Consider the following 25,203-nt stretch of genomic DNA (forward strand, 5'->3'; position numbering starts at 1 on the left):
TGGGGGCTTTTGCCTTATTTTTGGCCCAAAACCCATTTGCATGAGTCCCGCTGCTTTCATTGACGCGATCCAACAAGAACTTCAACACACTCAATACGGTCAGTACCCGCCCGAACTTTACGACCCTATCCGCTACATCATGAGCCTGGGGGGCAAACGGATGCGGCCTTTGCTCACGCTGATGGGCGCTTATCTGTTCACTGACGACTGGCAGAAGGCCGTTCGGCCAGCGTTAGGGGTAGAAGTGTTCCATAATTTCACCCTGATGCACGACGACATTATGGACCAGGCTCCCATTCGTCGGGGCCAGCCAACGGTGCATGAAAAATGGAACCATAATATCGCCATTCTGTCGGGCGATGTGATGCTCGTCAACGCCTACGAACTGCTACTGAACGTAGATGCCGACAAAATAAAGGCGGTGCTGAGTCGGTTCAGCCGCACGGCCGCTGAGGTATGTGAAGGCCAGCAGATGGATATGAATTTCGAAACCCGCTGGGATGTGACCGAAGCCGAATACATCGACATGATCCGGCTCAAAACCTCGGTGCTGCTGGGCTACGCACTGGAGCTGGGCGGCCTCATTGCCGGGGCCGACGCCGAATCGAATCAGCATCTCTACGAAGGGGGCGTCAACATCGGTATCGGGTTTCAGCTCAAAGACGATCTGCTCGATGTATACGGTGATCCGGCCAAGTTTGGCAAGCAGGTCGGGGGCGACATCATTGCCAATAAGAAAACGTTTCTGCTCATCGAAGCCCTGGAACAGGCGCAGGGCGCCGTTCGCGATGAACTCACCGACTGGCTGACCCGAACCAGTTTCGACAAGGCCGAGAAGGTACGGGCCGTCACGGCAATCTATGACAGACTGGGTATCCGGGAGATCACCGAGGCCCGGATCAACGCTTATTTTGAGCGCGGTTTCACCAATTTCGAGCAGATCAACGCCGACCCTGCCCGTAAATCGTTATTAAGTCAGTTTGCGCGGCAGTTGGTCGAACGCGAAAGTTAACAAACCGCCATGAGCACCACCCTTCTTATTATTCTGGTTACCGTTGGCATCAGTCTGGCTGCCTGGAACAATCCGGCCCTAATGGATCGCTGGATCATGAATCCTTACCGCGTAGCCAGCCGGGGGCAGTATTATCGGCTCATTACGTCGGGGTTTCTGCATGCCGACTGGAGCCATCTGCTGTTCAATATGATCAGCCTGTACTTCTTCGGTGGGTTTATCGAACAGGTGTTCGACGCCCTTTTTCCGGGTAGCGGGACGCTGTATCTGGTTGGGTTCTATCTGATCGGGATCCTGGTGTCCGATATTCCGAGCTTTCTGAAGCATCGGAACGATCCGGGCTATAACGCGCTGGGTGCGTCGGGTGGGGTGTCGGCGGTGCTGTTTGCGGCTATCCTGTTCCGACCGCTGATGCCGATCTCCATGTTTTTTATTCCCATCGGCATTCCCGGCTTCATCTTTGGCGGGCTCTACCTGGCCTATTCCTACTACGAAGCCCGACGCGGCTACGGGACCATTAACCACGACGCTCACTTTTACGGGGCTTTGTTCGGAATTCTGTTCATGATCGTGGTTTACCCGGCCGTACTGCCTCAGTTTATCGAGCAGATTGCCGGGTGGCGGCTTTTCTAAGACAATATGCTCAACCTCCTCCGTCAACCGTATCCATCCAGCGAATCGGCCGGTCGGCAGGTTCGGAAGGCGGCTTTCATTGGGTTGTTTGTAGGCCTGTTCCTGCTGACGTTTGAGCCGTTTGGTATCAATCTCTGGGATACCGACCACAAGTCGCTCAAGCTACTGGGCTTCGGCCTGGTCACTTTCGTGGTTACGGCGCTGAACTTTACGGTCTGGAATCGGCTGTTTCCGCGTCAGTTTTCGGACGAGCGCTGGACGGTTGGCCGCGAAATTCTGCTGATAACGGGCAATATTCTTTTGATTGCACTGGCCAACCGGTTGTATATGGAATGGTTGCTACGCCTGGAGGGCTTGTCGTATTCGGTCAACTGGGTAAGCATGATCCTGATTACGTTTCTGGTCGGCCTTTTTCCGACAACGGGGGTGGTGCTGCTCAACTACGTTCGGCAGCTGAAGAAATACCGCGAGTTGGCTGCCCAGTTGCCGGTTCATCCGCCCGTTCAGCCGGACAGCTTGCTCCGTCCGCCGGCGCCCGTCAGCCATTCACTAACGCTCGTCGCCGACAACGATAAAGACACGCTCAGCCTCAGCCCCGCCGATCTGCTGTTTATCGAATCGAGCGATAACTACTGCACCGTGGTCTACTGGAAGGATAACGAACGGAGCAAACCCGCCAAACTGCTGCTGCGGAGTAGCCTGAGCCGGCTGGTTGCCCAGATCGACGTTCCCCATATTGTTCGATGCCACCGGTCGTACGTAGTCAACCTCGACCGGGTAGAGCGGGTTACGGGCAATGCGCAGGGTTACAAGCTACACCTGGCCGAGGGGCAGCTGGTGGTTCCGGTGTCGCGCCAGTATAACGATACGCTCGTGGCCGAACTGAAATCGTTGTAAAACGTCCCGGCTGTTCGTCCCAGAGCTGCCCGGTATTTGTCAAACGCCCCAAACGCTGTTATTCGTCCCTTACTGCTACCCGTAACCACAGGTAAGCTATAGGTTTGTGTCATATCAATTTCTGCACAAGCCATGCGATTCGTTACGGTTCTCGTTTTTTTTCTGCTCGCTTACAGACTGACAGCCCAGCCGATCGATACGGTTTATACTACCACCTATCTAAAGAAAAGCACTTCGTTTGCCTGGACAACCTTTGGTGCCGATGTGCTGACGCTGGGTGGCGGCCGGGCCGATTACCAGACACCCGAAGGTGACCACCGAACCACCGACTTTGGGGCGACCGCCATTCCGCGACTGACCATTGGGGGCGTTCACTTCTGGGGCCATGCCGACTTTTACGTCTCCTTTCCGCTGCCAGTTCGGGTAACGGCCCGTCCGTCGGTTTTTTCGACCATGCGGTATCGGCAGGGCGTTGAGACGGGGGCTCGGATTTATCCGTTTCGGCTACGGCCGGGTCGGCTGAGTCCCTATGCGGGCGTGAGTTTCCGGCTCCTGTCGTACGGTCATCAGACGGCTGGTACCGACTACGTGCATAACTTTCCGGAAGTGCAGCGGATGATTGTTCCCGTTCAGGCCGGTCTGACCTATACCACGTCGAAATACCTGGTTACGGCCGGAGTGCATTATCAGACCACCCGCCAGTTGCCCTACGCCATCTCGCCTACGGCCTTCGGTACTACCTCGTTCAACCCGGTTTCGGTCAACATTGGCCTGGTACGCTACATCGACTCCGACAGAAACCTGACCGAAGCCAAAGCCGTCGATCAACTCAACATCAAGCATGAACTGCTGAAACGGAACCGGCGGCTCAGCGCCTGGTATGCCGGGTTTGGTCCGTCGGCGGCTTTACCGCGCCCGCTGAGCCGCTCGTCGTACATGGAGCGGTACCGGCCGTACCTGAAGGGCGAAACCCTGGGCGGAATTATGCCCGATCTGGCGGCTGGTCGTTATTTCCATAAGGCCGATCTGAATGTAGGCGTGTCGTACCGGACTATGGGCGCCCGCGCTGACGGATTCGACGCCAACGTTCGATTCCGTCGTCACTCCGTTGCGCTCGAAGCGTACAAATATCTCTTCAACTACCTGGGGTTTGCGCCTTACGTAGGACCAACGCTCTCGCTCGAACGCCTGTCGATGAACGATACCGGGCAGCGCTTTCAGGAAACCAAACCGGCCATTGGACTGATCTTCGGCTGGGACATCCGGGTAACGAGTACCGAAGTGAACCTGCTCCGGACTAACCTGCGCTGGGTGCCCAACCTGCACCTGAACGCCAGCGGAGAGCGGGTTCTGTTCGACAATATCGAGTTCAACTTCATCCAGTACGTTCATTACTTCGGCCGCAAGGCCGTATACCGCCAACATCGGGCCCGCCCCTGATGGGCGATTCTCTTTGTCAAACGTCCCAACCGTTGCTGTTTGGCCCTTTCGCCTTGTCAGTCGCGCCGGATCCGCCTACGTTTGTTTCGTCACTCGCATCCCAAAAAACGCCTGAATCACATGAAAACGTTGCTGACATTATTTCTGATTACTCATATTGTAACGGGCATTACGGCCCTGCTGGTCGGGCTGATTCCGATGTTTGCCCGCAAGGGAAGTCGCCTGCATAACCGCGCCGGACTTGTGTTTGTCTATTGCATGATCACCGTAGCCATAACGGCCCTGCTGCTCTGCGTGCTGCAGCCGTTCAAAATGATGCGGCTGTTCCTGACCGGCATTGCCGTGTTCAGTTTCTATCTGAGCATGACCGGCTGGCGGGCTACCAAACAGAAAGACGGACAAATCAGCGCGTTCGACCGGGGGCTGACCTACGCGACTATGCTCGTCAGCATCGGCATGATTGGCTTTGGGCTGTACCTGCTCATACTGAACGGAGCGTCGTTTTTCCCGATCGTGTTCTCTTTCTTCGGGGTACTGACCTTTGTTTTCGCCGGGCGCGACCTGCAGGCCATGCGGCAGCCTGCCCGGAAGATGCAGTGGTACTTTCAGCATTTTACCCGGATGGGAGGGGCCTATATTGCCACATTTACGGCAGCCGTCGTTACCAATATTGGGCGGATTGCCCCGGCGGACTCACCTGAGTGGATAGGTACGCTTTTCTGGATTGCCCCGTCTGTAGTTGGCAGTATCATCATCAGTCGGACCGTGCGGCACTATCTGATCAAGTTCAAACTGGTCTGATGAGGTCGGCGGCCAGCTACCGGGCCAGCAGGGCTTTGGCAACGGGCAGGGCTTTGTCAGTCCACAACTTCATCTGCTGGCCCGAGTAATGCAGCCCGTCGTATGCAAAGGCGGTGCGGTTGTCGGCGGCCTGGCGGGTCAGGGGAGTGATGTCGATGTACACCACATTGGCCTGGCGGCATTCATCCTGCGCGATGGCGTTGAAGGCGTCGATATCCCGGGCAATGCTGGCTTTGTCGCGGCCGGCGGCAAACGGTGAAACACCCCAGTCCGGAATAGAGAGTACGAACACCCGGTCGGCCCGCTTGCCCGCAAACCGGATTGCGGTCTGTAGCAACGCCCGAAACTCGGTCCGGTAGCGATCCTGGCTTTGGCCACGGTACTGGTTATTGACGCCGATCAGCAACGATACCAGATCGTATGTTTTCTGATTACCGCTTTGCTGAATAGCCTCCTGAAGCTCGGCCGTTGTCCAGCCCGTTCGGGCAATAATATCGGGCGCGGCCACGGCTATCTTGCCGTCGCGCAGGCGGTCGGCCAGCTGTACGGGCCAGCGTTCGTACTCCGACACGCTTTCGCCAATAGTGTACGAGTCGCCGAGAGCCAGGTAAGTAAGCGAAGCCTGAGAAGGGGCGGGGCTGGTAGGCATAGCCGGTTCGGGTTGTTGCCGGGTGCAGGCCAGCAAAAGCGAGGTAATAATGAGCAGTAACTTCATCGGGTATGTAGCGGGCTGTTTACGGGATTACCTACGAGCCAGGTTAGAGACCGGATTGCCAGTAACCCCGCAAACGCCCTGCTATACCTTACTCCTGTTCGAGCAGGAATGCTTTGATAAACGGGTCGATGTCGCCGTCGAGTACCGCGTCGGTGTTCGACGTCTGATAGCCGGTGCGGTGGTCTTTCACACGTCGATCGTCCAGGACGTACGACCGAATCTGCGAGCCCCACTCGATTTTCTGCTTTCCGGCCTCTACTTCGGCGCGGGCTGCGTTTCGTTTCTGTACTTCAATCTCGTACAGCTTCGACTTCAGCAGGCGCATGGCTACTTCCTTGTTCTGCAACTGGCTCCGTTCCTGCTGACATTCGATGATCAGCCCGGACGGGCGGTGCCGCAGCCGCACGGCCGTTTCGACCTTGTTAACGTTCTGGCCACCCGCTCCGCCCGATCGGAAGGTATCCCAGTCGATGTCGGCCGGGTTCACCTCAATCTGGATGGTGTCATCAACCAGCGGGTACGCAAAAACCGACGCAAACGAGGTGTGGCGCCGGGCGTTGGAGTCGAAGGGCGAGATGCGCACCAGCCGGTGAACTCCATTCTCGGACTTCAGAAATCCGTAAGCCAGCGGCCCGTCGACTTCGATCGTGGCAGACTTGATGCCGGCCGTATCGCCTTCCTGATAATCGACCTGTTTGAGGGCGTAGCCGTGTTTTTCAGCCCAGCGCATGTACATCCGGTAGAGCATATCGGCCCAGTCCTGGCTTTCGGTGCCGCCCGCGCCCGCGTTGATTTCGAGAACCGCGCTGAGCTGATCTTCTTCATTGCCGAGCATTTTTTTAAGCTCGAGGTCATCGAGAATAGCCGATACTTTCTGGCCCTCGGCGTCTACTTCTTCTTCGGTAACGTCGCCGGCTTCGTAGAACTCGAAGAGCGTTTCGAGATCGCCGAACTGGCTGTTCAGTTTCTCGTAACCGCCGGTCCAGCCTTTCAGGGCGCGTACCTGTTTCATTACGCCTTCGGCCCGGGCCGCGTCGGTCCAGAACTCGGGCTGGAACGTCTGCTGCTCGAGTTCGGCTAGCTGTTCTTTCTTAGCGTCGTAGTCAAAGATACCTCCTCAGAGCCTCTACTCTGGCCCTCAAGTCGGTCAACTGGTCAGTTGTCATGAACTTGTCGTAATTAATGAGCGAACAAATGAATGAGCGAAAATTGAACCGGTATTTCAGCGAACGTTCTTCGGCTCATGGATACAAAGATAGAACAAAAGGAGCGGGGGGCCTTGTTTCTGCCGAAAGCGGATCATTGCCGGAAACCAGGGCGCAGCGGCCGGACACGGCGTTATTTTCCAGCGGCTGGGCTGCCCGGTCGCTATGAGCCACCTAAACCGGCGGATTTACCAGAGACCCACTGGTTGGGACCGGCACGAACCAACTTTTCGCCCTACCTTTGCGTTCTCAAATCAAGAGATTGTTGCAGACGGTACGCCGGAGCAGGGTACTTTTTTTAGTATACATTCTACATTTTTCATTCATAGAAATGGCTTCACAGTACGATGTAATCGTGGTAGGTAGCGGGCCGGGCGGATATGTTGCCGCCATCCGCGCTTCGCAGTTAGGTATGAAAACGGCCGTTATCGAGCGCGAGAGCCTCGGCGGTATTTGTCTCAACTGGGGCTGTATCCCCACCAAGGCGCTACTCAAATCGGCGCAGGTTTTTGAATACATCAAGCACGCCAAAGACTACGGCATTACCGTACAGGGCGAATCGGAAGCTGATTTTGGCGCCGTTATCAAACGGAGCCGGGGCGTTGCCGACAGCATGAGCAAGGGGGTTCAGTTCCTGATGAAGAAGAACAAGATCGACGTCATCAGCGGGAACGGGAAAGTAAAGCCCGGCAAAAAAGTAGAGGTGACCGGGGCCGACGGTAAAGCCACCGAATACGAAGCCAAACACATCATCATTGCCACCGGTGGCCGCGCCCGTCAGCTGCCGGCCGCCCCGATCGATGGCGAGAAAGTGATTGAATACCGCAAAGCTATGACGCTCGAGAAGCGGCCCGATTCGATGGTCATCATCGGCTCGGGGGCTATCGGGGTCGAGTTTGCGTATGTATATGCCAGCATGGGCACCAAGGTGACCATCATCGAGTTCATGCCCAATATCGTACCGGTCGAAGACGAGGATATCTCGAAAGAACTGGCCAAGAACTACAAAAAAATGGGCGTTCAGCTCTTCACCAACTCGGAGGTGACGAAAGTCGATACGAGTGGGAAAGGCTGCGTAGTAACGGCTAAAACGCCGGATGGCGAGAAAACCTTCGAAGCCGATATCGTTCTGTCGGCTGCGGGGGTGGTCGCTAACATCGAGAACATTGGTCTCGAAGAAACCGGCATCGCTACTGACCGGGGCAAGATCGTCACCGACGATTACTACCGTACCAGCACCGAGGGTTACTACGCCATCGGCGACTGCACCAAGGGCCAGGCCCTAGCCCACGTAGCCTCGGCCGAAGCCATCATCTGCGTAGAGAAGATTGCCGGTCTGCCGCATGTTGAGCCGCTGAACTACAACAACATCCCGGGCTGTACGTACTGCACGCCCGAAATTGCGTCGGTAGGTTATACCGAGAAAGCCGCCCGCGACGCCGGATACGAGCTGAAAGTCGGTAAGTTTCCGTTTACGGCTTCGGGCAAGGCCAAAGCGGCCGGTGCGCCTGAAGGGTTCGTGAAGGTAATTTTTGATGCCAAATACGGCGAGTTTCTGGGCGCTCACTTCATCGGGGCCAACGTGACCGAAATGATTGCCGAGGTCGTAGCCGCCCGCAAGCTGGAAACCACCGGTGAAGAAATCCTGAAGGCCGTTCACCCGCACCCGACCATGTCGGAAGCCATCAAGGACGCCACCGAGGCCGCTTACGGTGAGGCTATTCACTTGTAAAAATCCGTAAACGCCCTCCCGAAGCGCGTTTCTGAATACCGGTCTTTACCGCCAGTTCGATGCACTATGTGTGTTGAGCTGGCGGTATTTTTTTTGGCCTATCTGCTTATTACTACACCGGACACTGTGATCTGGTTGTGAACGCCGTCGCGCCCGGAAAATCCTTATATTTAGGCGGTAAAGTGCAAGATGTAAACCTGTAATCTACTGACGATACCTTCCATGCGTAAACAAACTGTTTCTTTTCCGCGGACAGTAGCTCTCTCGGCGGCCGGGCTGCTGGTAGCCGGGGCTCTGGTCAGCGCCTACCAGAACCGGAGTCTGAACGGTGCTTCAGAAACGTATCTCACCAGCCTCTTTGCCCGGCTGACCGACGATGATAAGCGCGATCCGAAATACGCCGTCGGCAGCCTCAACGTCGCGTCGGGTCTGGAGGCAACGCTGTTTGCAGCCGAACCCATGCTGACCAATCCGACCAACATCGATGTCGATGCACGGGGGCGCGTATGGGTCTGCGAAGCGTATAACTACCGGCCTGCCATTACCGGAAACCCGACCCACAAAGAAGGCGACCGGATCGTGATTCTCGAAGACACTAATAAAGACGGTAAGGCCGACGTCAGCAAGGTTTTTTATCAAGACCCCAGCATCGAGTCGCCCCTGGGTATCTGGGTGCAGGGCAACCGCGTCATCGTATCGGACAGCCCGAACGTATGGATCCTGACCGACGATAACGGCGATGATAAAGCCGACCGTAAAGAGCTGCTCTTTACCGGGATCGGTGGCGAACAGCACGACCACGGCATGCATACGTTCATTGTCGGGCCGGACGGCAAGTGGTATTTTAACTTCGGCAACGAAGGTCGGCAGCTGATGGATAAAGACGGCAAACCCGTTATTGACATAGCCACGGGCAAAGCCATTAACCGTCAGAATTTCAAACAGGGTATGGTCTTCCGCTGCGATCCCGACGGGAAAAACGTAGAACTGCTGGGCCAGAACTTCCGCAACAACTACGAAGTGGCGGTCGACTCGTACGGGGCGCTCTGGCAGTCGGACAACGACGACGACGGCAACAAGGGCGTTCGGATCAACTACGTTATGGAATACGGCAACTATGGCTATTCGGATGAGATGACCGGCGCAGGCTGGCAGGCCAACCGGACCAACCTCGAAGCCACCATTCCGCAGCGACACTGGCACCTGAACGACCCCGGCTCCGTACCGAACCTGCTCCAGACCGGCGCCGGTTCGCCCACCGGTATCATTGTGTACGAAGGCAAGCTGCTGCCCCAGGTCTTTCAAAACCAGATCATTCACTGTGATGCCGGTCCGAATGTGGTTCGGTCGTATCCGGTAGAGAACGACGGCGCTGGCTATAAGGCCAGTATTGTCAACGTGCTGGAAGGAGTGCGTGACCAGTGGTTCCGCCCGGCCGATGTCTGCGTAGCGCCCGACGGCTCGCTGATCATTGCCGACTGGTACGACCCCGGTGTGGGCGGTCACCAGGCGGGCGATCTCAACAAAGGGCGGGTCTATCGGGTAGCGCCCCCCAACTCGGCCTATACGGTGCCGAAGGTCGATGTGACAACTATAGAGGGTGCAATCGAGGCTCTGCAAAACCCGAATATGAACGTTCGGCATGCGGGCTGGCAGGCGCTTCATGCGTTGGGTACAAAAGCCGAGAAGTCGCTGGCCCGGTTCTATAAAGCCACCACCGACCCGCGTCAGAAAGCCCGCTCTCTGTGGCTGCTGAGCAAACTGCCCGACAATAAAGGAGCCCGCTACGTTACGGCGGCTCTGAAAGAAACGGACCCAAACCTACGTATGACGGCCCTGCGGGCGGCTCGTCAGATGGGTAGCCAGGCCACGCTGGCCGCGGTAAAGCAACTCGTTGCCGATGCCGATCCGCAGGTGCGTCGCGAGTGTGCCATTGCCCTGCGTCGGCATACATCGCCCGAAGCCCCCGCGCTGTGGGCCCAGCTGGCCGCCAAACACGACGGGAAAGACCGCTGGTACCTCGAAGCGCTGGGCATTGGTGCCGATGGCAACTGGGATAGCTACTACAACGCCTGGCTCGGGCTGATGAACAACGATCCGCTGGCCAACGCCGGTGGCCGGGATATCGTCTGGCGGGCACGTACCAAAGCTGCTGTTCCGCTCCTGGCCAAACTGGCTGGTGATAACAGCGTTGATCTGAACCAGCGGCTCCGCTACTTCCGGGCCTTTGATTTTAACCCCGGTGCAACGGATAAATCGAATGCGTTGCTCAGCATTCTGCAGGCCAGCAGCAACGGCAACAGCGCATCGGCTACCGACGTTACCAAACTAGCCCTCCGTCACCTTGACCCCGCTTTCGTGAAAACATCACCCGTAGCTACCAGCGCTTTGAATAAGCTGATGGATGATGTATACGGCACCCAGGAGTATATGGAACTGGTTGCGCGTTACGAACCTACGGCCGAAAATGCCCGGCTGCGGCAACTGGCCGTAGCCAAACCGCTGGATGGTCTGGGGCGTGATGCGGCTCGCCAGCTGCTCAAACAGGGGGGCGGCACCATGGCCTGGGAGGTCATTAACGGCAACGATGCAGAAGCGGCTCTGAGCATGCTAACGGCCCTGCGCCGGGTAGGCAGCAAAGAATCGATCGATATACTGAAGGCGGTAGCGCTCGACGAGAAACGGACAGCAGCCCTGCGCCGGGAAGCTACCCGGTCGCTGGGGGGCAGTAACGACGGCGAAGATATCGTCATTGCGTTGCTGAAATCCGGCGACATCAAAGGCGACTATAAAGCAGCTGCCGTTCAGGGGGTATCGGGCGCCTGGCGGAAGAGCATCCGGAACGAAGCGGCCAAATACATAGACGGGGGAGCTGGTACGGGAAGTCGTAAACTGCCTGCCATGACAGAACTGCTGGCCATGAACGGAAACGCCGTTACCGGCGCCACGGTGTTCAAGGCCAACTGCTCGACCTGCCACCAGATCAACGGCGAGGGTATGGACTTCGGTCCCAAACTGTCGGAAATCGGCTCTAAACTGCCCAAAGAAGGGCAGTATCTGGCCATTTTGCACCCCGACGCCGGGGTAAGCTTCGGTTATGAAGGCTGGGAGGTGAAGTTTAAAGACGGCAGCACCCTGTCGGGCATCGTGTCGAGTAAAACCGAAACCGACCTGCAGATGAAGTTTCCGGGTGGCGTAGTGCAGAACTACAAAATGTCGGACGTGGTGTCGATGAAGAAGATGGACTCGTCGATGATGCCATCGGGTTTGCAGGAGGCCATGAGCACCCAGGAACTGGTTGACCTGGTCGAGTATCTGGCCAGTTTAAAGAAAAAACAATAAGCTTTTGTCAACACGACAGGGCATCCCACTAAATCATCATTATGCAACGACGCAATTTTGTCAAATCGACGCTGGGAGTGGCAGGGGCCGCTTTTTCCGGAGAAGCTGTAGCCGGCAACTGGCATTCGCAACCCGCACTACTGGCCAAGAACTCATTCAAACTCAAATACGCTCCTCATATCGGCATGTTCGAGAACAGCGCCGGTAAAGACCCCATCGATCAGCTTAAGTTCATGGCCGATATGGGGTTTACCGCCCTTGAGGACAACGGCATGATGGGGCGCGACGTGGCCATGCAGGAGAAGATGGGCAAAGAGATGGCCCGGCTGGGTATGACCATGGGCGTATTCGTACTCGACAAAGGCGGAAACTCGCAGAATACGCTGGCAGCTGGCAAACCGGAGTATATCGATATTTTCCTGAATGGCTGCCGGCGGGCGGTCGAAACGGCCAAGCGCGTCAACGCCAAATTTACGACCGTTGTGCCCGGCGATTTTGAGCGGAACCTGCCCATCGGTATTCAGACCGGCCACGTCATCGACGCGTTGCGCCGGGGGGCAGAAATTCTGGAGCCGGCCGGTTTGGTCATGGTGCTGGAACCCCTGAGCGACTCGCCCAATCTATTCCTGCGCACGTCAGACCAGACGTATGAAATTTGCCGGGGAGTCAACAGCCCGTCGTGTAAGATCCTGTTCGACATTTACCACATGCAGAAAAACGAAGGACATATCATTCCGCATATCGACTGGTGCTGGAAAGAGATTGCCTACTTCCAGATTGGTGATAACCCCGGCCGGAAAGAACCGACCACCGGCGAGATCAACTACAAAAACATTTTCAAACACATTTACCGCAAAGCAAAGGCCGAAAACAAGGAGTTTATCTTCGGTATGGAACACGGCAACTCCATGCCGGGTAAAGATGGAGAAGCCGCACTAATCAAAGCGTATCTCGAATCAGACAGCTTTACCATCTAGGCTGAAAACAAAAAAAGGCTGCGCTGGCAGCCCTTTTTTGTTAGCTCTTTACAAGACTACTACCGAGTTCTCTTCACCCGCAATACCGCTGGCAACGTATTTGTCAGCAGCCCAGTCGTTTTCCCATTTCGTGCCATCGAGGATGTAACGGAATTGATATTCGCCACCAACGGGCAGTTCGACCGTGGTTTTGTACGAACCATCTTTTTGTTTCTTCAGCACCTGAGCAGCAGGGTCCCAGTTGTTGAATTCACCGGCCAGGGCGACCGTTTTGGCACCATTGACGGCTTCGGCGGGCAATTCAAACGTTACTTTTGCAATAGGCTTACTTTTTAGAAACTGTTTGGCAACTGCCATAGTAGATCATTGTTTGGTTTAACGCAAAATTATATCACAAAAAAACTAAGATAATAATTATCAGTAGGTTAAGCATTAATATTCTTTTAATAGTACTATTTATCTTTTTTAGATTTATATTTATCTACTAAATACGCAGATTGATTTATGAGGCAGACTGATTCATCAGTTCAGTAGATTATTGGCCAGTTCACGAATCGTCTGGAAGCGCGCTGTGAACGAGCCGCTTACGATCTTGTAAGCCAATTGCCGCCGGTCTAACTCTGCCCGAAACCGGTTCATCATATCAACGCGCCGGTGCCCCAGGTCGCGGAGCCCGTCGGCCACCCAGGGTACATCGATGTCGAGCAGTACGTACGCATCGTAATGTACCTGCCTTTCGAGTTCGTAGAGAACGGGGGGTATCTGATGCAGGTAGATATCCGAATAGATCTGGGTCGTAATCAGGTCGGTGTCGCAGAAAAGGATTCGGTTAGCCTGTTGTTCAGCGGCTTGAACCGCTGCCGTCTGCGCATAACCAATTCGGATGATATCGTCGGCTGTAAACTCGTTGGAGGTAATCAGATCGCGGGCTACTTCGGGTACAAACGTAGTATTGAACTCCAGTGCCAGCTGCCGGGCGGTGGTCGTTTTTCCGACGCTCTCGGGACCATACAGGCAAATTTTCCGGACAAAGTACGGGCGCACTACGGTCGGCAGATAGTCCCAGAAGCGGGCCGGATTTTGTCGGATCTGAGTGGCTGATACCGGAACCTGCTGCCGTGCCGGATCGAACGAGACGTAGCGAAGGCCGCTGTGATAGGCCAGGGGGAGCCCATAGGCTTCGGAAGCAAAGAAAACGCTGACCGGCGGAAACCGACGTTTGATAAAAGCCGCCCATAGCTTCGTCGCTTCAGGGAGTGGCAGCGTTGGGTCGTGGAAGTCGTCGGCTTCAGCTACTACCTCGATGGTTGGGTAGGGGGCCAGCAGCTCGGTGAGCCAGGCCAGCCGTTGCTCGGGCGCGATCGGGTCCGCATCCGTGTAGCTCATCGACACAATGAGCCGGTCGCACTGCTGGCGGGCAAAGTCGATGAGTGCCAGATGCCCTGTATGAACCGGCATAAACTTGCCGAAAACCAGTCCGGTTGTCATACCTACTGATGCAAATGATCTAGTTCTGTTGGTGGGTACGCCCGTTTTACTGCCGGACAAATACGTAATCGCCGGTGCTAAACGGCCGAATGACGATGCGGTTACTGGCCAGAAACGTAAACGGCATCAACCGCCCGTTCGACGACGACATGCAACCGGCTATAATGCGAACGTCACTGCCCTCTACCGCATAACGACCGGGGCCGCAGCCCAGAAACCCGTATTCGACGGGGATCGTATTCTCGTAAAACTCGGTAAAGGCCCCGTTGCGGTCAAAGGTAATAAATACGCCCTTGCCCGACGGTATGTTGACCGTTGTACAGGTCGAGCTGGTAGCGGGTTTGCAGTAAGTGATGAGTCGCCAGGTGCCGGCGAGTTGATCAGCCGGGTCGGGGTTGTCGGTTGAACAGGCGAGGCCAAAACCAAGCAGGATGAGGTAGAGATACGATTTCATACGGTTGGGTGTTTTAAGTTTCCCGGGTTGAAGGGCCTATTCATGGTCAGAACAGGCCCGGATTGGGATTGAGGGAAATAAATGAATAGGCCCTGGCATGAATGCCGGGTATTTTGTATACCGATTTCCCCGGGTTGAAACCCGGGTCTATTCATGGTCAGAACAGGCCCGGATTTGTATTGAGCTAAACCCATGAATAGACCCGGCATTCATGCCGGGCATTTTTATATAGATTCGTCGGATTTCAACCCGGGCCATTAAATTATAAACCGATGCCCCGGATTAACCAGACCCGGTTGGATGATAAAGCGTTGTAACGGTCAGGGGCGCAGCGGTTTAGGCGGGTCGTAGCCGCGGTATTCGCGGGTCCAGTTCCAGGCGCCGAACAGGGCGACGAAGCAAAACAGGAAGTACTCGGCCGCTACCAGTTTGACCCCTTTTACGAAGTAGATGTAGGTCAGGATAGCGTCGACCAGCAGCCAGACGTACCAGCATTCGACCCGCTTTTCGATCATCAGAAACGTAGCCAGAATGCTCATTACGGTCGTAAACGAGTCGACGTAGGGAAAGGCGCTGGGCTGGCTGAACAGCACGGGAAACCAGGCGTGCAGATGGCTGGCGAAGGTACCGAGCAGTAGGGTAGCGACGCCAGCCGCCAGGGCCCAAACGGCAAACCGACGCGCGGGCATACGGGTAATCCGCAGCTCCTGGTGCTGGTTGGCTTCGTCGGGTTTTGGGTGTTTCCAGCGCCACCAGCCCTGCAGGTTCGTGATCAGAAAAAACACCTGCAGAAACATGTCGGGGTAGAGCTGAATCTGGTAAAACAGAAAAAAGAACAGCACCACACTGACCGCACCGATGGGCCAGCTCCAGACATGGGCCCGCGCCGATAACCATACTGCTACCCCCCCGCTCACGACGCCGAAGAACTCCAGATAACTCATGGGGTAACCCCAAAGCGTAAAGAAAAGCGTGTCGATGTCAAAAAAGTCAGGCATTCGGGCAAGTAATCAGCGGATGTTTCGGCGTTTAGAAAGACGAAAGTACGCTTAAAACCCTTTTCGGACTCATGCAAAAAATTGCTATGCTCGGGGGCGGCTTCATTGGTCGCTTCTATGCCGACTCCCTTCACGGCCAGCGCAGCCGCGACAAAGTGGTGGCTATCTACGCTCGTCGTGAGGAAACCGCCCAGAAATTTGCCGATGACTACGGCTGCTCGTTCCTGTCGACAAACATGGAGGAGGTAATCGCGCATCCGGACGTGACGATGGTCTGTATTGCGTTGCCCAATAACCTGCATGCGCCCGCTGTTGCGTTATGTGCCAAACACAAAAAGAACGTTGTCTGCACCAAACCCCTGGGGCGTACCGCCGAAGAGGCTCTGCAGATGATGAAGCTGGTTGAAGAAGCCGGTATTTTTGGGGGGTATCTGGAAGACCTGTGCTATTCACCCAAGTTCCTGAAGGCACTCGATACGGTAAAGAACGGGGCACTGGGCCGCATCCTGTGGGCCAAATCACGCGAGACGCACCCCGGTCCGCACTCCAACTGGTTCTGGGACAAGGAACAGGCCGGGGGCGGCTGCATGCTCGATCTGGGTTGTCATTGCGTAGAGATTGCGCGCAACTTCATCGGTAAAGAGGTTCGGCCGGTTGAGGTGATGTGCTGGGCCGCTACGCAGGTGAAACCCATCGATGCCGAAGACCACGCCATCGCGCTGGTGAAGTACGAGAATGGGGCCATCGGGCAGTTCGAAGTGAGCTGGACATTCCGGGGCGGTATGGACCTGCGCGACGAAGTGATGGGCACCGAGGGCACCATCTGGATCAATAATTTTCTGCGGACCGGCTTTGAGATGTTCACGACCGGCAAAGCCGCCGACTACGTAGCCGAGAAAGCCGAGAGTAACGCGGGCTGGCTGTTTCCCGTTGGCGACGAGGTAAACGACCTGGGTTATAATCACATGTTTGCCGATATGTTCAGCGCAGCCGAAGAAGGACGCGACCCCGCCGAAACGTTTTACGACGGCTATGTCGTGAATGCGATACTGGATGCCGCCTATAAATCGGCCGAAACGAAGCAGTGGGAGCCGGTGCAACTACCCGTATGGCGCGGTCAGGAAGGCTTGTCGCAGCAGACGACGCTGACGGAGTACGACGCCGACCACTACCTGATCAAGGAAGAAATCACCCATGACGGGCGGCATAAGGTTATTCTGAAAGAAAAAGCAGGCGGTAAAATCGTAGAACGCGATCTGGCCTGAGGAATGGGGCGCTGGCCCTGGTCAGCGCCCTTGTCTTCAGGGGACATACCGGTCGAGGGCAACGCGTAGCCTTTGAGTTAGTTTAGAGTGGTTCAGCGACGGGATGTCTTCATGCTGGTATGCTTCGATAATATCGGTCTGATTGGTCTCCATAACGAACGGGGTTTGGTTAAAGATAACAAACGTTGGCGATCCGCCTGGGGTTGAATAAGCCCGGCCATGAAGGCAAAGATTGGCAGTAGCCGATCAATTTTGTTTCTTGCAGGCCTTAAATCAACAAGCACAACGTCGAATCTCAATGTGGTTAGAAAATAAGCGAATTGTAGTGGTGGGCGGTACAACGGGCATGGGCCTGTCGGCGGCCCTCGCGTTTGTTCAGGAAGGAGCGCAGGTCGTTGTGGTAGGTCGTAATCCCGACAGCTGTGCGGCTGCCGAAAAACAGCTCGACGGGAACGGACTGGCGATGTCGGGCGATGCGTCGGACCCGCAAACGGCCCCGAAAGCCATTGCCCTTTGTCAGCAGATTTTTGGTGGTTTTGATGGATTGTATCACGTAGCGGGCGGTTCCGGACGTCGGTTTGGCGATGGCCCCCTGCACGAACTGACCCTCGATGGGTGGCATTATACCGTCAATCTGAACCTCACCTCGCTGATGCTGTCGAATCAGGCTGCCGTACGGGCGTTCCGGGCGCAGCAGTCGGGTGGTACTATCCTGAACATGGGGTCGGTGCTGGGGTCGCATCCCTCGCCGGTTCATTTTGGCACCCACGCCTACGCGGCCATGAAATCGGGGGTGATCGGGTTTACCCGGTCGGTAGCAGCCTATTACGCCAATGATAACATCCGGGTCAACGTGCTGGCGCCGGCGCTGGTCGAAACACCCATGGCGCAGCGCGCGGCTACCGACGATACCATCCTGGCCTTTACCAAAACCAAGCAACCCCTCGACGGTGGTCGTATCGGGCAGCCGGATGATCTGGACGGAGCCGCTATTTATTTTATGTCAGATCAGTCGCGCTTCACAACCGGTCAGGTGCTGACGGTTGACGGCGGCTGGAGTGTAAGCGAAGGACAACTATGAACGCAATCGGCATCGACCTCGGCGGCACCTGGATCAAGGGCGTGCTGATGGATATGCAGACCGGCCAGATCGGTAAACAGCTCTATCATCCGACCAATGGTGAGAAAGACTGGAAACAGGCTGTTGCCGAAACGGTAGCCGAACTGCGCGAGGCTGCCACAACCGGAGTGCTGGCCATTGGGCTGTCGGCGCCCGGTCTGCCCGATGCCGGTAACCAGTGCATATCGTTCATGCCGGGTCGGCTGGATGGGCTGGAGGGTTTTTTATGGGGTAATTTCCTGAAGGCGCCCGTGCATGTTGTCAATGATGCACACGCGGCCCTGCTGGCCGAGGCTCGTTTCGGGGTGGCCAAAGGGCTGAAAAATGTGGTGATGCTCACGCTGGGTACGGGCGTTGGCGGTGGGGTCCTGATCGACGGAAAACTGTATCAGGGTAACCAGCAGAAAGCCGGCTCGCTGGGCCACATCACCGTCAACGCCGAAAGCGACCTGAGCATTACGGGTCAGCCCGGTAGCCTGGAAAATGCCATCGGCAATGCCACCATCGAAAAACGGTCGCAGGGACGGTTTACGTCGACCTACCAGCTGCTCGAAGCCTATAAACAGGGCGACTATCTGGCGCAGTGGGTATGGTTGTCATCGGTACGGCATCTGGCTATCGGTATCTGTGCGCTCACCAATGCGTTTTCGCCCGAGCTTGTCGTGCTGGGGGGCGGTATCACCCAGGCCGAAGAGGACCTGCTCAGGCCTCTGGCCGAGTTTATGGGGTTGCACGAATGGCGACCCGGCGGGCAGACAACCCCCGTCAGAATTGCTCATTTCGGTGATATGGCCGGGGCCATTGGGGCCGCCAGCTTCGCCATTCAGCGTACAGCCGACTGAGGGGCACCTCCCATTCTGTAAGTAATGGGGCTAGTATACATCAGTTTTATCGGTACACCCCGTATTTTGCGCTCATGACGGTTGAGTACATTCAAAAATGCCGGGCTATTCTCGACGCGGTCGAAGCCCAAACCGAATCAATTCAGCAGGTGGCGCGCTGGTACGCCGATACCATCCTGGCCGGGCGTATGGTTCATGTGTTCGGATCGGGCCACAGCCGGATCATGGTCGAAGAAATGTGGCCGCGCTACGGGTCGTTTCCCGGCTTCAACCCCATCGTTGAGCTGTCGCTGACCTTCCATAACCTCGTTGTAGGGGCCAACGGGCAGCGGCAGGCCATGTTTCTCGAAAACGTGCCGGGGCTGGCCGATCGCATCCTGCGTAACTACGACCTGAGCGAACAGGATTCGGCCCTCGTTATCTCATCCAGCGGCTGTAACGTTGTTCCCATCGAAATGGCCGAGCTGTTTCAGCAGCGGGGCGTCCGCGTTGTTGCGCTCGTTACCAAAGCGCATTCAGACGCCAGTACCAGCAAACGGGCCGATGGTAAAAAACTCAGCGATTTCGCCGATCTTATCCTGGACACGGGCGCCCCCGTTGGCGATGCGATGCTGACCGTACCGGGACTCGACACGCCCGTAGCACCGGGCAGTACGATAGGGGGAGCTGTTATCGTGAATAGTATCAAAGCCGAGGTAGCCCGGCTGTTAACCGAAGCAGGTCACCCGCCCACCGTACTCAGCGCCGGTGTGCTGGTCGGAGCCGACCGAGCCGTTTCACTGTTCGAAAGTGCTTACGACGAACACGCCCACCGGCTCGCCCGGCTGTATGCAAACGTCGGCGTACCTAGCTACGTGAGCGGGCTATGATGGAGACGGCCCGCCTGACACTGCTGCCATTAACGCTGGAGCTGCTTCGGCTGCACGTAGCCGATGGGCACCGACTGGAGCAGGCGCTGGGTTTGCAGAAAGGATACCGCAAGGTAACCGAGCCGCTACTCAGCATTATCAAACAATACACGATACCCCGCCTGAACGATCCTAAACTGGACCCGATGTACCATACGATCTGGATCGCCATCGACCGCGACCGGCAGCAGATCGTAGCCGATGCCAAATTCAAGGGTGAGCCCGACGAAACCGGTACGGTCGAGATCGGATACGGCACCTACCCGGCTTTTCAGCGACGTGGCTACATGACCGAAATAGTAAAAGGTCTGGTCAGCTGGGCCAGTCAGCAGCCCGACGTTCATCGGGTTGTGGCCGATACCGATGTGGAAAATACGGCGTCGCAGCGGGTGCTGGAAAAAGCCGGGTTTCGGCTGTTCGATCGTATCGAGACCATGCTGTGGTGGGAGTACCTGATCGGTCAGGAAACTGGTAGCGCTGAGTAAACAAACCCGGCCCGGTCCTTACCTCTCCAGCGACGATCATACGCCACCGCGGCCACGAACTTTGTTGTCAACAACCTATGGAGCAACTCATTCGACAATACATATCGGCCTATAACGCCATGGACGTAGCCGGCATGATGGCTCTTTTGCACGATGTGATCGTATTCGAAAACGTCTCGAACGCATCGGGCATCACGGCTACCAGCGGCAAAGCCGAGTTCGAGGCCCTGGCCCGTCAGTCGCTGGGCGTCTTTAGAAGCCGCGAGCAGCGCATCCGTTCGCTAACCCTCGGTGAGCGTACGGCCGCGGTCGAGATCGACTACAGCGCCATTGTAGCCGTCGATTTGCCCAACGGGCTGAAAGCCGGACAGGCGCTCACGCTGCGGGGCGTTACTATCTTCGCCTTTAGCGACGGCAAAATCAGCCGAATCAGTGATTACAGTTAGGTGAAGACGTGGGTGAGTACAGAATCACTACGGCCTGCCCCCTTGTCTTTTCATCGTTTTTCTCTCTTTTCCTATGCAACCCATTCCTATCAAAACTACCGTTGTCGGGTCGATGCCTTTTCCGGGCTGGCTGGAGTTTTCGAGCCAGAACCTGAGTCAGTTCGGCCCGGCCGATATCAACGAGATGATCGAAGACGCCGTTGTGACATCTATCCATGACCAGGTGTCGGCGGGCCTCGATGTCATCACCGATGGTGAACAGACTCGTTTTGATTTCAACCTGTCGTTCTACGGCTACATCAACGGCATCCAGAACAACGATACCGAACTCCGGCGCTACGGCCCGCCCGCCCACGATCAGCGCGGCAAACACAACATCGTGGAGCCCCTCACGGCCCCGCGCGGGCTCGGCGTAGTGGAAGAATACCAGCGGCTGAAACGACTCGCGCCCGACGGGCAAGGGCTGAAAGTATCCATTCCGGGACCCTACACGCTGAGCGGCCGGTTACTGCCGGGCAGTCTGTACAAAGACCGCTGGGAGGTTACCGAAGCCCTGTTGCCGCTGGTCCGTCAGGAAATTGCCGACCTGGTGGCGCTGGGGGTTCCGGAAATCTGCGTCGATGAACCATCGATGTCGTGCTATGCCTATCGGGAAGATACGAAGCGGTTTGTCGATATTTTTAACCGGACGGTAGCGCCGGGTGTCGGAAAGACCCGCCTGTCAATGCACCTCTGCTTTGGTAATTACAAAGGCCGGTCGGTGGGTAAGAAGACCATTGCCCCCATGCTGCCCGACTTTCTGGATATGACCGTCGATGAACTCCATTCCGAGATGACGATCCTGAACTTCTCGGAAGTAAACCTGCTCGAACGGTTTGCGGAGAAATTTGATGTAGCCGTAGGCGTCATTGATGTGAAGAGCTATTACATCGAAACGCCGGAAGATGTAGCCGAGCGCATTCGGAAGTGCCTGCCCTACGTTCCGGCCGAAAAACTGGCCGTAGCCCCCGATTGCGGGTTGAGCCAGACCGCCCGCTGGGCCGCCAAACAAAAGCTGGCCAACATGGTAGCCGGCGCCAAGCTGGTACGCGCTCAACTGTAAAAACGTAGAGACGCGACCCCTCGCGTCTGTCTCTACCCGCGTAACTGTTCCTGTAAGGCGTGTGTCATTTGGCAGCGCTCCTGATCCAGCTGGCTGATGTTTTCGTTGAGCAGCATGCGGTTGCGGGCGTTATTAAAGTGTTCGCTGTAGGTGACCCGCAGCTCTTTTCGTTTTTTGCTTTCCAGAAAACGACGGGCATCATCGGGGGTTTCGAGCAGCAGGGGCGGCACCGTTGTGGGCTTGTCGGCATCGTCCTTCGCGACCATCGTGAAGTAGCTGGTGTTGGTATGCTTGACAAAACCCGTTTTTACATTTTCGGCAACGACTTTGATACCCACAACCAGCGACGTGCGCCCCACGTAATTGACCGATGCCATCAGCGATACCAGCTCGCCCACCTCGACCGGCTGCCGAAAGTCGACACCATCGACTGATACCGTAACGCAGTAGGTACCGGCATGTTTAGCCGCACAGGCATACGCTACTTTATCCATCAACGACAGCAGAATGCCGCCGTGAACGCGCCCGCCAAAATTGGCGTAGGATGGGATCATCAGCTCGGTCAGCGTGGTGCGTGAGTAACTAACAGGCCGAGCATCGGGATGATTCGCAAAGGTAGAGTTCATGAAGCTAATCGGGTTAGGTACAGAATAAGGCAAATAGGGGCGAAACCAACCGGAAAAGTGATGGCTGACCAGCGCGCTCCGGCACACTAAACAAAAAGCCAACCCGCGTACAGATTGGCTTTTACTGGTAAAGAAGAGAAACGATTAAACCGCGAAGCTCTCGCCACAGCCACAGGTGCGGCTCGCGTTGGGGTTCTTGAACTGAAACCCTTTGCCGTTCAACCCATCTGAAAAGTCAAGTTCAGTGCCTGCCAGATAAAGCAAACTCTTGCGATCAACCAGAATCCGGATGCCTTTATCTTCGACGACATGATCGGTCGGTTGTTGCGTCGCGTCGAACTGAAGATCGTACATCAGACCGGAGCAGCCTCCGCCCTGAACGCCAACACGGATAGCGTAATCTTCGGCAAGACCATCTTTCTGACGCAGCTCAATGATTTTATTTTTGGCGATTTCCGAAACGGTAACCATGGCAAGTCAATGTATAATGATGAATAAACACCAGCCATCGGCCAGACAGACTGCTGGCCGCGCTCTTTCCTAGTAACTTTTGCAGAATCCGTAAAGTTTCATTAACCACCAGGTATCGAATACTATTCCTGACCTGTCAATCGTCTTTTACTCATGCTTACCAATCTCGAACACATCGGCATTGCCGTGCGCGACCTGGCCGCATCCAACGACTTATTTACAAAACTGCTGAACGTACCGCCCTATAAAGCCGAAGCCGTCGAGTCGGAGGGCGTAACGACCTCGTTTTTTCGGGTCAACCAGACCAAAATCGAACTACTCGAAGCCACCAGCCCCGACAGCCCGATTGCGAAGTTTCTGGATAAAAAAGGAGAAGGTATTCACCACCTGGCCTTCGAGGTAGACGATATTGCGGCCGAAATGAAGCGACTGGCCGCCGAAGGCTTCACCGTTCTGAACGAAACGCCCAAACGCGGAGCCGACAACAAGTGGGTATGTTTCCTGCATCCCAAAGGCACCAACGGCGTTTTAGTTGAACTTTGTCAGGAAATTAAGGAGTAAACACGAATGAATAAAAAGGGGTTTTGGACTGCGCTGTTGCTTATACCGGCGCTTTTATCGCACGGACAGGCTGTTACCAGTGCTGCCCGTTATACGCAGCCGGGAGTCGATGTAGTACACTATAACTTCTCATTGACGCTAAGCGACTCAACAAATCAGATCCAGGGCGAAGCTACGATTCGCTTTACCCGCGCCGACGACCGGCAGTCGGTCTGGTTCGATCTGGTTAGCAGTAAGGCCGATTCGTCACTGGGGATGCGGGTTCGCGAGGTTCGGCTGGCCGACGGAAAAACCGCGCCGTTCAGCCATCGCAACGACCGGGTGTTTGTTAACCTGCCTCCGGCACCGAATCAGCCCACCGAAGTTGTCATTCGCTACGAAGGTACGCCCGCCCAGGGGCTGATCATCAGCCGGAATAAATTCGGCGAACGAACCTTCTTCGGCGATAACTGGCCCAATAATGCCCGACACTGGCTCCCGGTTGTTGATCACCCGTCCGATAAAGCAACCTGCGCGTTTACGGTCAATGCCCCCGCTACCTATCGCGTTGTTGCTAACGGGAAACTGCTGGGCGAAGAAGCTATACCGACCACTGGGCGAGGAACGGCCCGCAAGCGTACCCGCTGGCAGGAAAATACACCCATACCGACCAAGGTGATGGTGATCGGAGCCGCTCGATTTGCGGTTGAAGACGTAGGGGCTGTAAGCGGTGTGCCGGTCCAGAGCTGGCTGTATCCCAACGACAGCCAGAAGGGGTTTATAGATTACCGGCCAGCGAAAGACATTCTCCAGTATTTTATCAACCAGATCGGCCCATACTCCTATGAGAAGCTAGCCAACGTACAGTCGACGACGGTGTTTGGCGGTATGGAGAACGCGAGCTGTATTTTCTACAACGAAAAGGTCATTGTGGGCCGGAAAGATTCGGATGTGGAGGCTCTGCTGGCCCACGAAATTGCGCACCAGTGGTTTGGAAATTCAGCCACGGAGGCCGACTGGTCGCAGTTGTGGCTGAGCGAAGGATTTGCTACCTACTTCTCGGCGCTCTACCTCGAACAGGCCTACGGACGCGACACGCTCAACGCGGTGCTGAACCAGAACAAAGGGCAGATTTTTCGGTACACAGCGCTCAAACCGAAAGGTACGGTGGTCGATTCGGTCACGACCAATCTGAACGATCTGCTGAACCCGAACTCGTATCAGAAAGGCGGCTGGGTACTACACATGCTCCGCCACGAGCTGGGCGACGATGCGTTCTGGCGGGGTATTCGGGCTTACTACACTCAATACCGGAACGCCAATGCGCGCAGTGCTGACTTTCAGGCCGTGATGGAACGGGTGTCGGGTAAAAAACTGGACCGGTTTTTTCAGCAGTGGCTCTACCAGCCCGGCTATCCTGAACTGGTGTGGGGATCGCGCTACGACGCAGCCCGCAAAGCGTTGGTGATTGATGTGCGGCAGGCCCAGTCGACCGGTTCGTATTTTACCATTCCGCTTACGTTCAGCATCCGTGACAGTCGCAACCGCGAGGTTCAGCGTACGGCCCGGCTCACCATGGATCAACCGACCCAGACCTTTACCGTGCCGCTGACCACCCAACCTGCTCAGGTCGTGATCGACCCTGATAATACGGTCCTGATGCGGGCCGAGCAGATGAAATAGTAAATCCGTAACTTACCCGGC

At 56.0% G+C, this 25,203-nt stretch carries 25 protein-coding genes; 17 read left to right on the plus strand and 8 right to left on the minus strand.

Annotated elements, in window-relative coordinates; translation table 11 throughout:
- Window positions 1-40 precede the first annotated feature (40 nt).
- The 5 genes from FBR45_RS00555 (at window position 41) to FBR45_RS00575 (ending at window position 4,783) form a co-directional block, all read left to right on the plus strand.
- Window positions 41-1,012 carry a polyprenyl synthetase family protein gene (locus FBR45_RS00555; RefSeq protein WP_138498347.1) on the plus strand — a complete coding sequence of 324 codons (972 nt, stop codon included), beginning with the start codon at window positions 41-43 and terminating at the stop codon, window positions 1,010-1,012.
- A 9-nt stretch (window positions 1,013-1,021) separates the two neighbouring features.
- Entirely contained in the window at window positions 1,022-1,645 is a 624-nt protein-coding gene (locus tag FBR45_RS00560; RefSeq protein WP_138498349.1) for a rhomboid family intramembrane serine protease, read from the plus strand.
- Window positions 1,646-1,651: 6 nt separating this feature from the next.
- On the plus strand, window positions 1,652-2,542 hold the full coding sequence (locus tag FBR45_RS00565; protein ID WP_138498351.1) for a LytTR family DNA-binding domain-containing protein: 891 nt from the start codon (window positions 1,652-1,654) through the stop codon (window positions 2,540-2,542).
- 132 nt (window positions 2,543-2,674) lie between these two features.
- Window positions 2,675-3,982: a hypothetical protein gene (locus tag FBR45_RS00570; protein ID WP_138498353.1), complete on the plus strand. Its 1,308-nt coding sequence runs from the start codon at window positions 2,675-2,677 to the stop codon at window positions 3,980-3,982.
- A 120-nt stretch (window positions 3,983-4,102) separates the two neighbouring features.
- Window positions 4,103-4,783 carry a DUF2306 domain-containing protein gene (locus tag FBR45_RS00575; protein ID WP_138498355.1) on the plus strand — a complete coding sequence of 227 codons (681 nt, stop codon included), beginning with the start codon at window positions 4,103-4,105 and terminating at the stop codon, window positions 4,781-4,783.
- Window positions 4,784-4,799: 16 nt separating this feature from the next.
- Here FBR45_RS00575 and FBR45_RS00580 read toward each other — a convergent pair whose 3' ends face one another.
- Both FBR45_RS00580 and prfB read right to left on the minus strand, forming a co-directional pair.
- On the minus strand, window positions 4,800-5,498 hold the full coding sequence (locus FBR45_RS00580) for an SGNH/GDSL hydrolase family protein (RefSeq protein WP_138498357.1): 699 nt from the start codon (window positions 5,496-5,498) through the stop codon (window positions 4,800-4,802).
- 88 nt (window positions 5,499-5,586) lie between these two features.
- Window positions 5,587-6,664 (minus strand): peptide chain release factor 2 gene (gene prfB / locus FBR45_RS00585; RefSeq protein ID WP_129605437.1). Its coding sequence is split into 2 segments (ribosomal slippage): window positions 5,587-6,603 and window positions 6,605-6,664, totalling 1,077 coding nucleotides; the frame shifts between segments, so codons are not numbered across the junction.
- Window positions 6,665-7,034: 370 nt separating this feature from the next.
- Between prfB and lpdA the strand changes: the two genes are divergently transcribed.
- The 3 genes from lpdA to FBR45_RS00600 all read left to right on the plus strand — a co-directional run bounded on the left by lpdA (window position 7,035) and on the right by FBR45_RS00600 (window position 12,754).
- Complete coding sequence (gene lpdA / locus FBR45_RS00590) at window positions 7,035-8,435, plus strand: dihydrolipoyl dehydrogenase (RefSeq protein ID WP_138498358.1); 1,401 nt, start codon at window positions 7,035-7,037, stop codon at window positions 8,433-8,435.
- Between the two features lie 222 nt (window positions 8,436-8,657).
- A complete protein-coding gene (locus tag FBR45_RS00595; RefSeq protein ID WP_138498360.1) occupies window positions 8,658-11,777 on the plus strand; it encodes a PVC-type heme-binding CxxCH protein in 3,120 nt (1,039 codons plus the stop codon).
- A gap of 41 nt (window positions 11,778-11,818) precedes the next feature.
- Window positions 11,819-12,754 carry a hydroxypyruvate isomerase family protein gene (locus tag FBR45_RS00600; protein ID WP_077923715.1) on the plus strand — a complete coding sequence of 312 codons (936 nt, stop codon included), beginning with the start codon at window positions 11,819-11,821 and terminating at the stop codon, window positions 12,752-12,754.
- Window positions 12,755-12,802: 48 nt separating this feature from the next.
- On the opposite strand, the gene FBR45_RS00605 is transcribed toward FBR45_RS00600, so the two are convergent.
- The 4 genes from FBR45_RS00605 to pnuC all read right to left on the minus strand — a co-directional run bounded on the left by FBR45_RS00605 (window position 12,803) and on the right by pnuC (window position 15,694).
- Complete coding sequence (locus tag FBR45_RS00605; protein ID WP_077923716.1) at window positions 12,803-13,111, minus strand: isoamylase early set domain-containing protein; 309 nt, start codon at window positions 13,109-13,111, stop codon at window positions 12,803-12,805.
- Window positions 13,112-13,276: 165 nt separating this feature from the next.
- Entirely contained in the window at window positions 13,277-14,242 is a 966-nt protein-coding gene (locus FBR45_RS00610) for an AAA family ATPase (protein ID WP_138498362.1), read from the minus strand.
- 46 nt (window positions 14,243-14,288) lie between these two features.
- Entirely contained in the window at window positions 14,289-14,696 is a 408-nt protein-coding gene (locus FBR45_RS00615) for a lipocalin-like domain-containing protein (RefSeq protein WP_138498364.1), read from the minus strand.
- Between the two features lie 320 nt (window positions 14,697-15,016).
- Window positions 15,017-15,694 (minus strand): nicotinamide riboside transporter PnuC, encoded by a 678-nt coding sequence (gene pnuC / locus FBR45_RS00620; protein WP_138498367.1) that lies wholly within the window; start codon window positions 15,692-15,694, stop codon window positions 15,017-15,019.
- Window positions 15,695-15,765: 71 nt separating this feature from the next.
- Between pnuC and FBR45_RS00625 the strand changes: the two genes are divergently transcribed.
- The 7 genes from FBR45_RS00625 (at window position 15,766) to FBR45_RS00655 (ending at window position 21,862) form a co-directional block, all read left to right on the plus strand.
- Window positions 15,766-16,959 (plus strand): Gfo/Idh/MocA family protein, encoded by a 1,194-nt coding sequence (locus FBR45_RS00625; RefSeq protein ID WP_138498368.1) that lies wholly within the window; start codon window positions 15,766-15,768, stop codon window positions 16,957-16,959.
- A 298-nt stretch (window positions 16,960-17,257) separates the two neighbouring features.
- Window positions 17,258-18,040, plus strand: a complete 783-nt coding sequence (locus FBR45_RS00630) for an SDR family NAD(P)-dependent oxidoreductase (RefSeq protein WP_138498370.1) — start codon at window positions 17,258-17,260, stop codon at window positions 18,038-18,040.
- Window positions 18,037-18,921 (plus strand): ROK family protein, encoded by an 885-nt coding sequence (locus FBR45_RS00635; RefSeq protein ID WP_138498372.1) that lies wholly within the window; start codon window positions 18,037-18,039, stop codon window positions 18,919-18,921. Before FBR45_RS00630 ends, FBR45_RS00635 begins: the two co-directional genes overlap by 4 nt.
- 74 nt (window positions 18,922-18,995) lie before the next feature.
- The gene (locus FBR45_RS00640; protein ID WP_138498374.1) at window positions 18,996-19,790 is read left to right on the plus strand and encodes a sugar isomerase domain-containing protein; all 795 of its coding nucleotides are present in this window, start codon (window positions 18,996-18,998) and stop codon (window positions 19,788-19,790) included.
- Entirely contained in the window at window positions 19,787-20,314 is a 528-nt protein-coding gene (locus FBR45_RS00645; protein WP_138498376.1) for a GNAT family N-acetyltransferase, read from the plus strand. The genes FBR45_RS00640 and FBR45_RS00645 overlap by 4 nt, the downstream gene beginning before the upstream one ends.
- A gap of 77 nt (window positions 20,315-20,391) precedes the next feature.
- Window positions 20,392-20,760, plus strand: a complete 369-nt coding sequence (locus FBR45_RS00650) for a nuclear transport factor 2 family protein (RefSeq protein WP_138498378.1) — start codon at window positions 20,392-20,394, stop codon at window positions 20,758-20,760.
- A 73-nt stretch (window positions 20,761-20,833) separates the two neighbouring features.
- Window positions 20,834-21,862, plus strand: a complete 1,029-nt coding sequence (locus FBR45_RS00655) for a methionine synthase (RefSeq protein ID WP_138498380.1) — start codon at window positions 20,834-20,836, stop codon at window positions 21,860-21,862.
- A gap of 32 nt (window positions 21,863-21,894) precedes the next feature.
- On the opposite strand, the gene FBR45_RS00660 is transcribed toward FBR45_RS00655, so the two are convergent.
- Together FBR45_RS00660 and FBR45_RS00665 are read right to left on the minus strand one after the other, a co-directional pair.
- Window positions 21,895-22,488, minus strand: coding sequence for an acyl-CoA thioesterase (locus FBR45_RS00660; protein ID WP_138498382.1), 594 nt, complete (start codon window positions 22,486-22,488; stop codon window positions 21,895-21,897).
- Between the two features lie 144 nt (window positions 22,489-22,632).
- Complete coding sequence (locus FBR45_RS00665; RefSeq protein WP_077923727.1) at window positions 22,633-22,959, minus strand: HesB/IscA family protein; 327 nt, start codon at window positions 22,957-22,959, stop codon at window positions 22,633-22,635.
- A gap of 153 nt (window positions 22,960-23,112) precedes the next feature.
- On the opposite strand from FBR45_RS00665, the gene mce reads away from it, so the two are divergent.
- Window positions 23,113-23,520: a methylmalonyl-CoA epimerase gene (gene mce / locus FBR45_RS00670; protein ID WP_138498384.1), complete on the plus strand. Its 408-nt coding sequence runs from the start codon at window positions 23,113-23,115 to the stop codon at window positions 23,518-23,520.
- A 6-nt stretch (window positions 23,521-23,526) separates the two neighbouring features.
- Complete coding sequence (locus FBR45_RS00675) at window positions 23,527-25,182, plus strand: M1 family metallopeptidase (RefSeq protein ID WP_138498385.1); 1,656 nt, start codon at window positions 23,527-23,529, stop codon at window positions 25,180-25,182.
- The last annotated feature ends 21 nt before the right edge of the window (window positions 25,183-25,203 follow it).

It is taken from the genome of Spirosoma lacussanchae (genome assembly GCF_005870035.1).
Classification (GTDB): Bacteria; Bacteroidota; Bacteroidia; order Cytophagales; family Spirosomataceae; genus Spirosoma; species Spirosoma lacussanchae.

Coding starts and splice junctions, on each gene's coding strand:
- FBR45_RS00555 (WP_138498347.1), top strand. CDS start 41: ATGAGTCCCGCTGCTTTCATTGACGCGATCCAACAAGAACTTCAACAC.
- FBR45_RS00560 (WP_138498349.1), top strand. CDS start 1,022: ATGAGCACCACCCTTCTTATTATTCTGGTTACCGTTGGCATCAGTCTG.
- FBR45_RS00565 (WP_138498351.1), top strand. CDS start 1,652: ATGCTCAACCTCCTCCGTCAACCGTATCCATCCAGCGAATCGGCCGGT.
- FBR45_RS00570 (WP_138498353.1), top strand. CDS start 2,675: ATGCGATTCGTTACGGTTCTCGTTTTTTTTCTGCTCGCTTACAGACTG.
- FBR45_RS00575 (WP_138498355.1), top strand. CDS start 4,103: ATGAAAACGTTGCTGACATTATTTCTGATTACTCATATTGTAACGGGC.
- FBR45_RS00580 (WP_138498357.1), bottom strand. CDS start 5,498: ATGAAGTTACTGCTCATTATTACCTCGCTTTTGCTGGCCTGCACCCGG.
- lpdA (WP_138498358.1), top strand. CDS start 7,035: ATGGCTTCACAGTACGATGTAATCGTGGTAGGTAGCGGGCCGGGCGGA.
- FBR45_RS00595 (WP_138498360.1), top strand. CDS start 8,658: ATGCGTAAACAAACTGTTTCTTTTCCGCGGACAGTAGCTCTCTCGGCG.
- FBR45_RS00600 (WP_077923715.1), top strand. CDS start 11,819: ATGCAACGACGCAATTTTGTCAAATCGACGCTGGGAGTGGCAGGGGCC.
- FBR45_RS00605 (WP_077923716.1), bottom strand. CDS start 13,111: ATGGCAGTTGCCAAACAGTTTCTAAAAAGTAAGCCTATTGCAAAAGTA.
- FBR45_RS00610 (WP_138498362.1), bottom strand. CDS start 14,242: ATGACAACCGGACTGGTTTTCGGCAAGTTTATGCCGGTTCATACAGGG.
- FBR45_RS00615 (WP_138498364.1), bottom strand. CDS start 14,696: ATGAAATCGTATCTCTACCTCATCCTGCTTGGTTTTGGCCTCGCCTGT.
- pnuC (WP_138498367.1), bottom strand. CDS start 15,694: ATGCCTGACTTTTTTGACATCGACACGCTTTTCTTTACGCTTTGGGGT.
- FBR45_RS00625 (WP_138498368.1), top strand. CDS start 15,766: ATGCAAAAAATTGCTATGCTCGGGGGCGGCTTCATTGGTCGCTTCTAT.
- FBR45_RS00630 (WP_138498370.1), top strand. CDS start 17,258: ATGTGGTTAGAAAATAAGCGAATTGTAGTGGTGGGCGGTACAACGGGC.
- FBR45_RS00635 (WP_138498372.1), top strand. CDS start 18,037: ATGAACGCAATCGGCATCGACCTCGGCGGCACCTGGATCAAGGGCGTG.
- FBR45_RS00640 (WP_138498374.1), top strand. CDS start 18,996: ATGACGGTTGAGTACATTCAAAAATGCCGGGCTATTCTCGACGCGGTC.
- FBR45_RS00645 (WP_138498376.1), top strand. CDS start 19,787: ATGATGGAGACGGCCCGCCTGACACTGCTGCCATTAACGCTGGAGCTG.
- FBR45_RS00650 (WP_138498378.1), top strand. CDS start 20,392: ATGGAGCAACTCATTCGACAATACATATCGGCCTATAACGCCATGGAC.
- FBR45_RS00655 (WP_138498380.1), top strand. CDS start 20,834: ATGCAACCCATTCCTATCAAAACTACCGTTGTCGGGTCGATGCCTTTT.
- FBR45_RS00660 (WP_138498382.1), bottom strand. CDS start 22,488: ATGAACTCTACCTTTGCGAATCATCCCGATGCTCGGCCTGTTAGTTAC.
- FBR45_RS00665 (WP_077923727.1), bottom strand. CDS start 22,959: ATGGTTACCGTTTCGGAAATCGCCAAAAATAAAATCATTGAGCTGCGT.
- mce (WP_138498384.1), top strand. CDS start 23,113: ATGCTTACCAATCTCGAACACATCGGCATTGCCGTGCGCGACCTGGCC.
- FBR45_RS00675 (WP_138498385.1), top strand. CDS start 23,527: ATGAATAAAAAGGGGTTTTGGACTGCGCTGTTGCTTATACCGGCGCTT.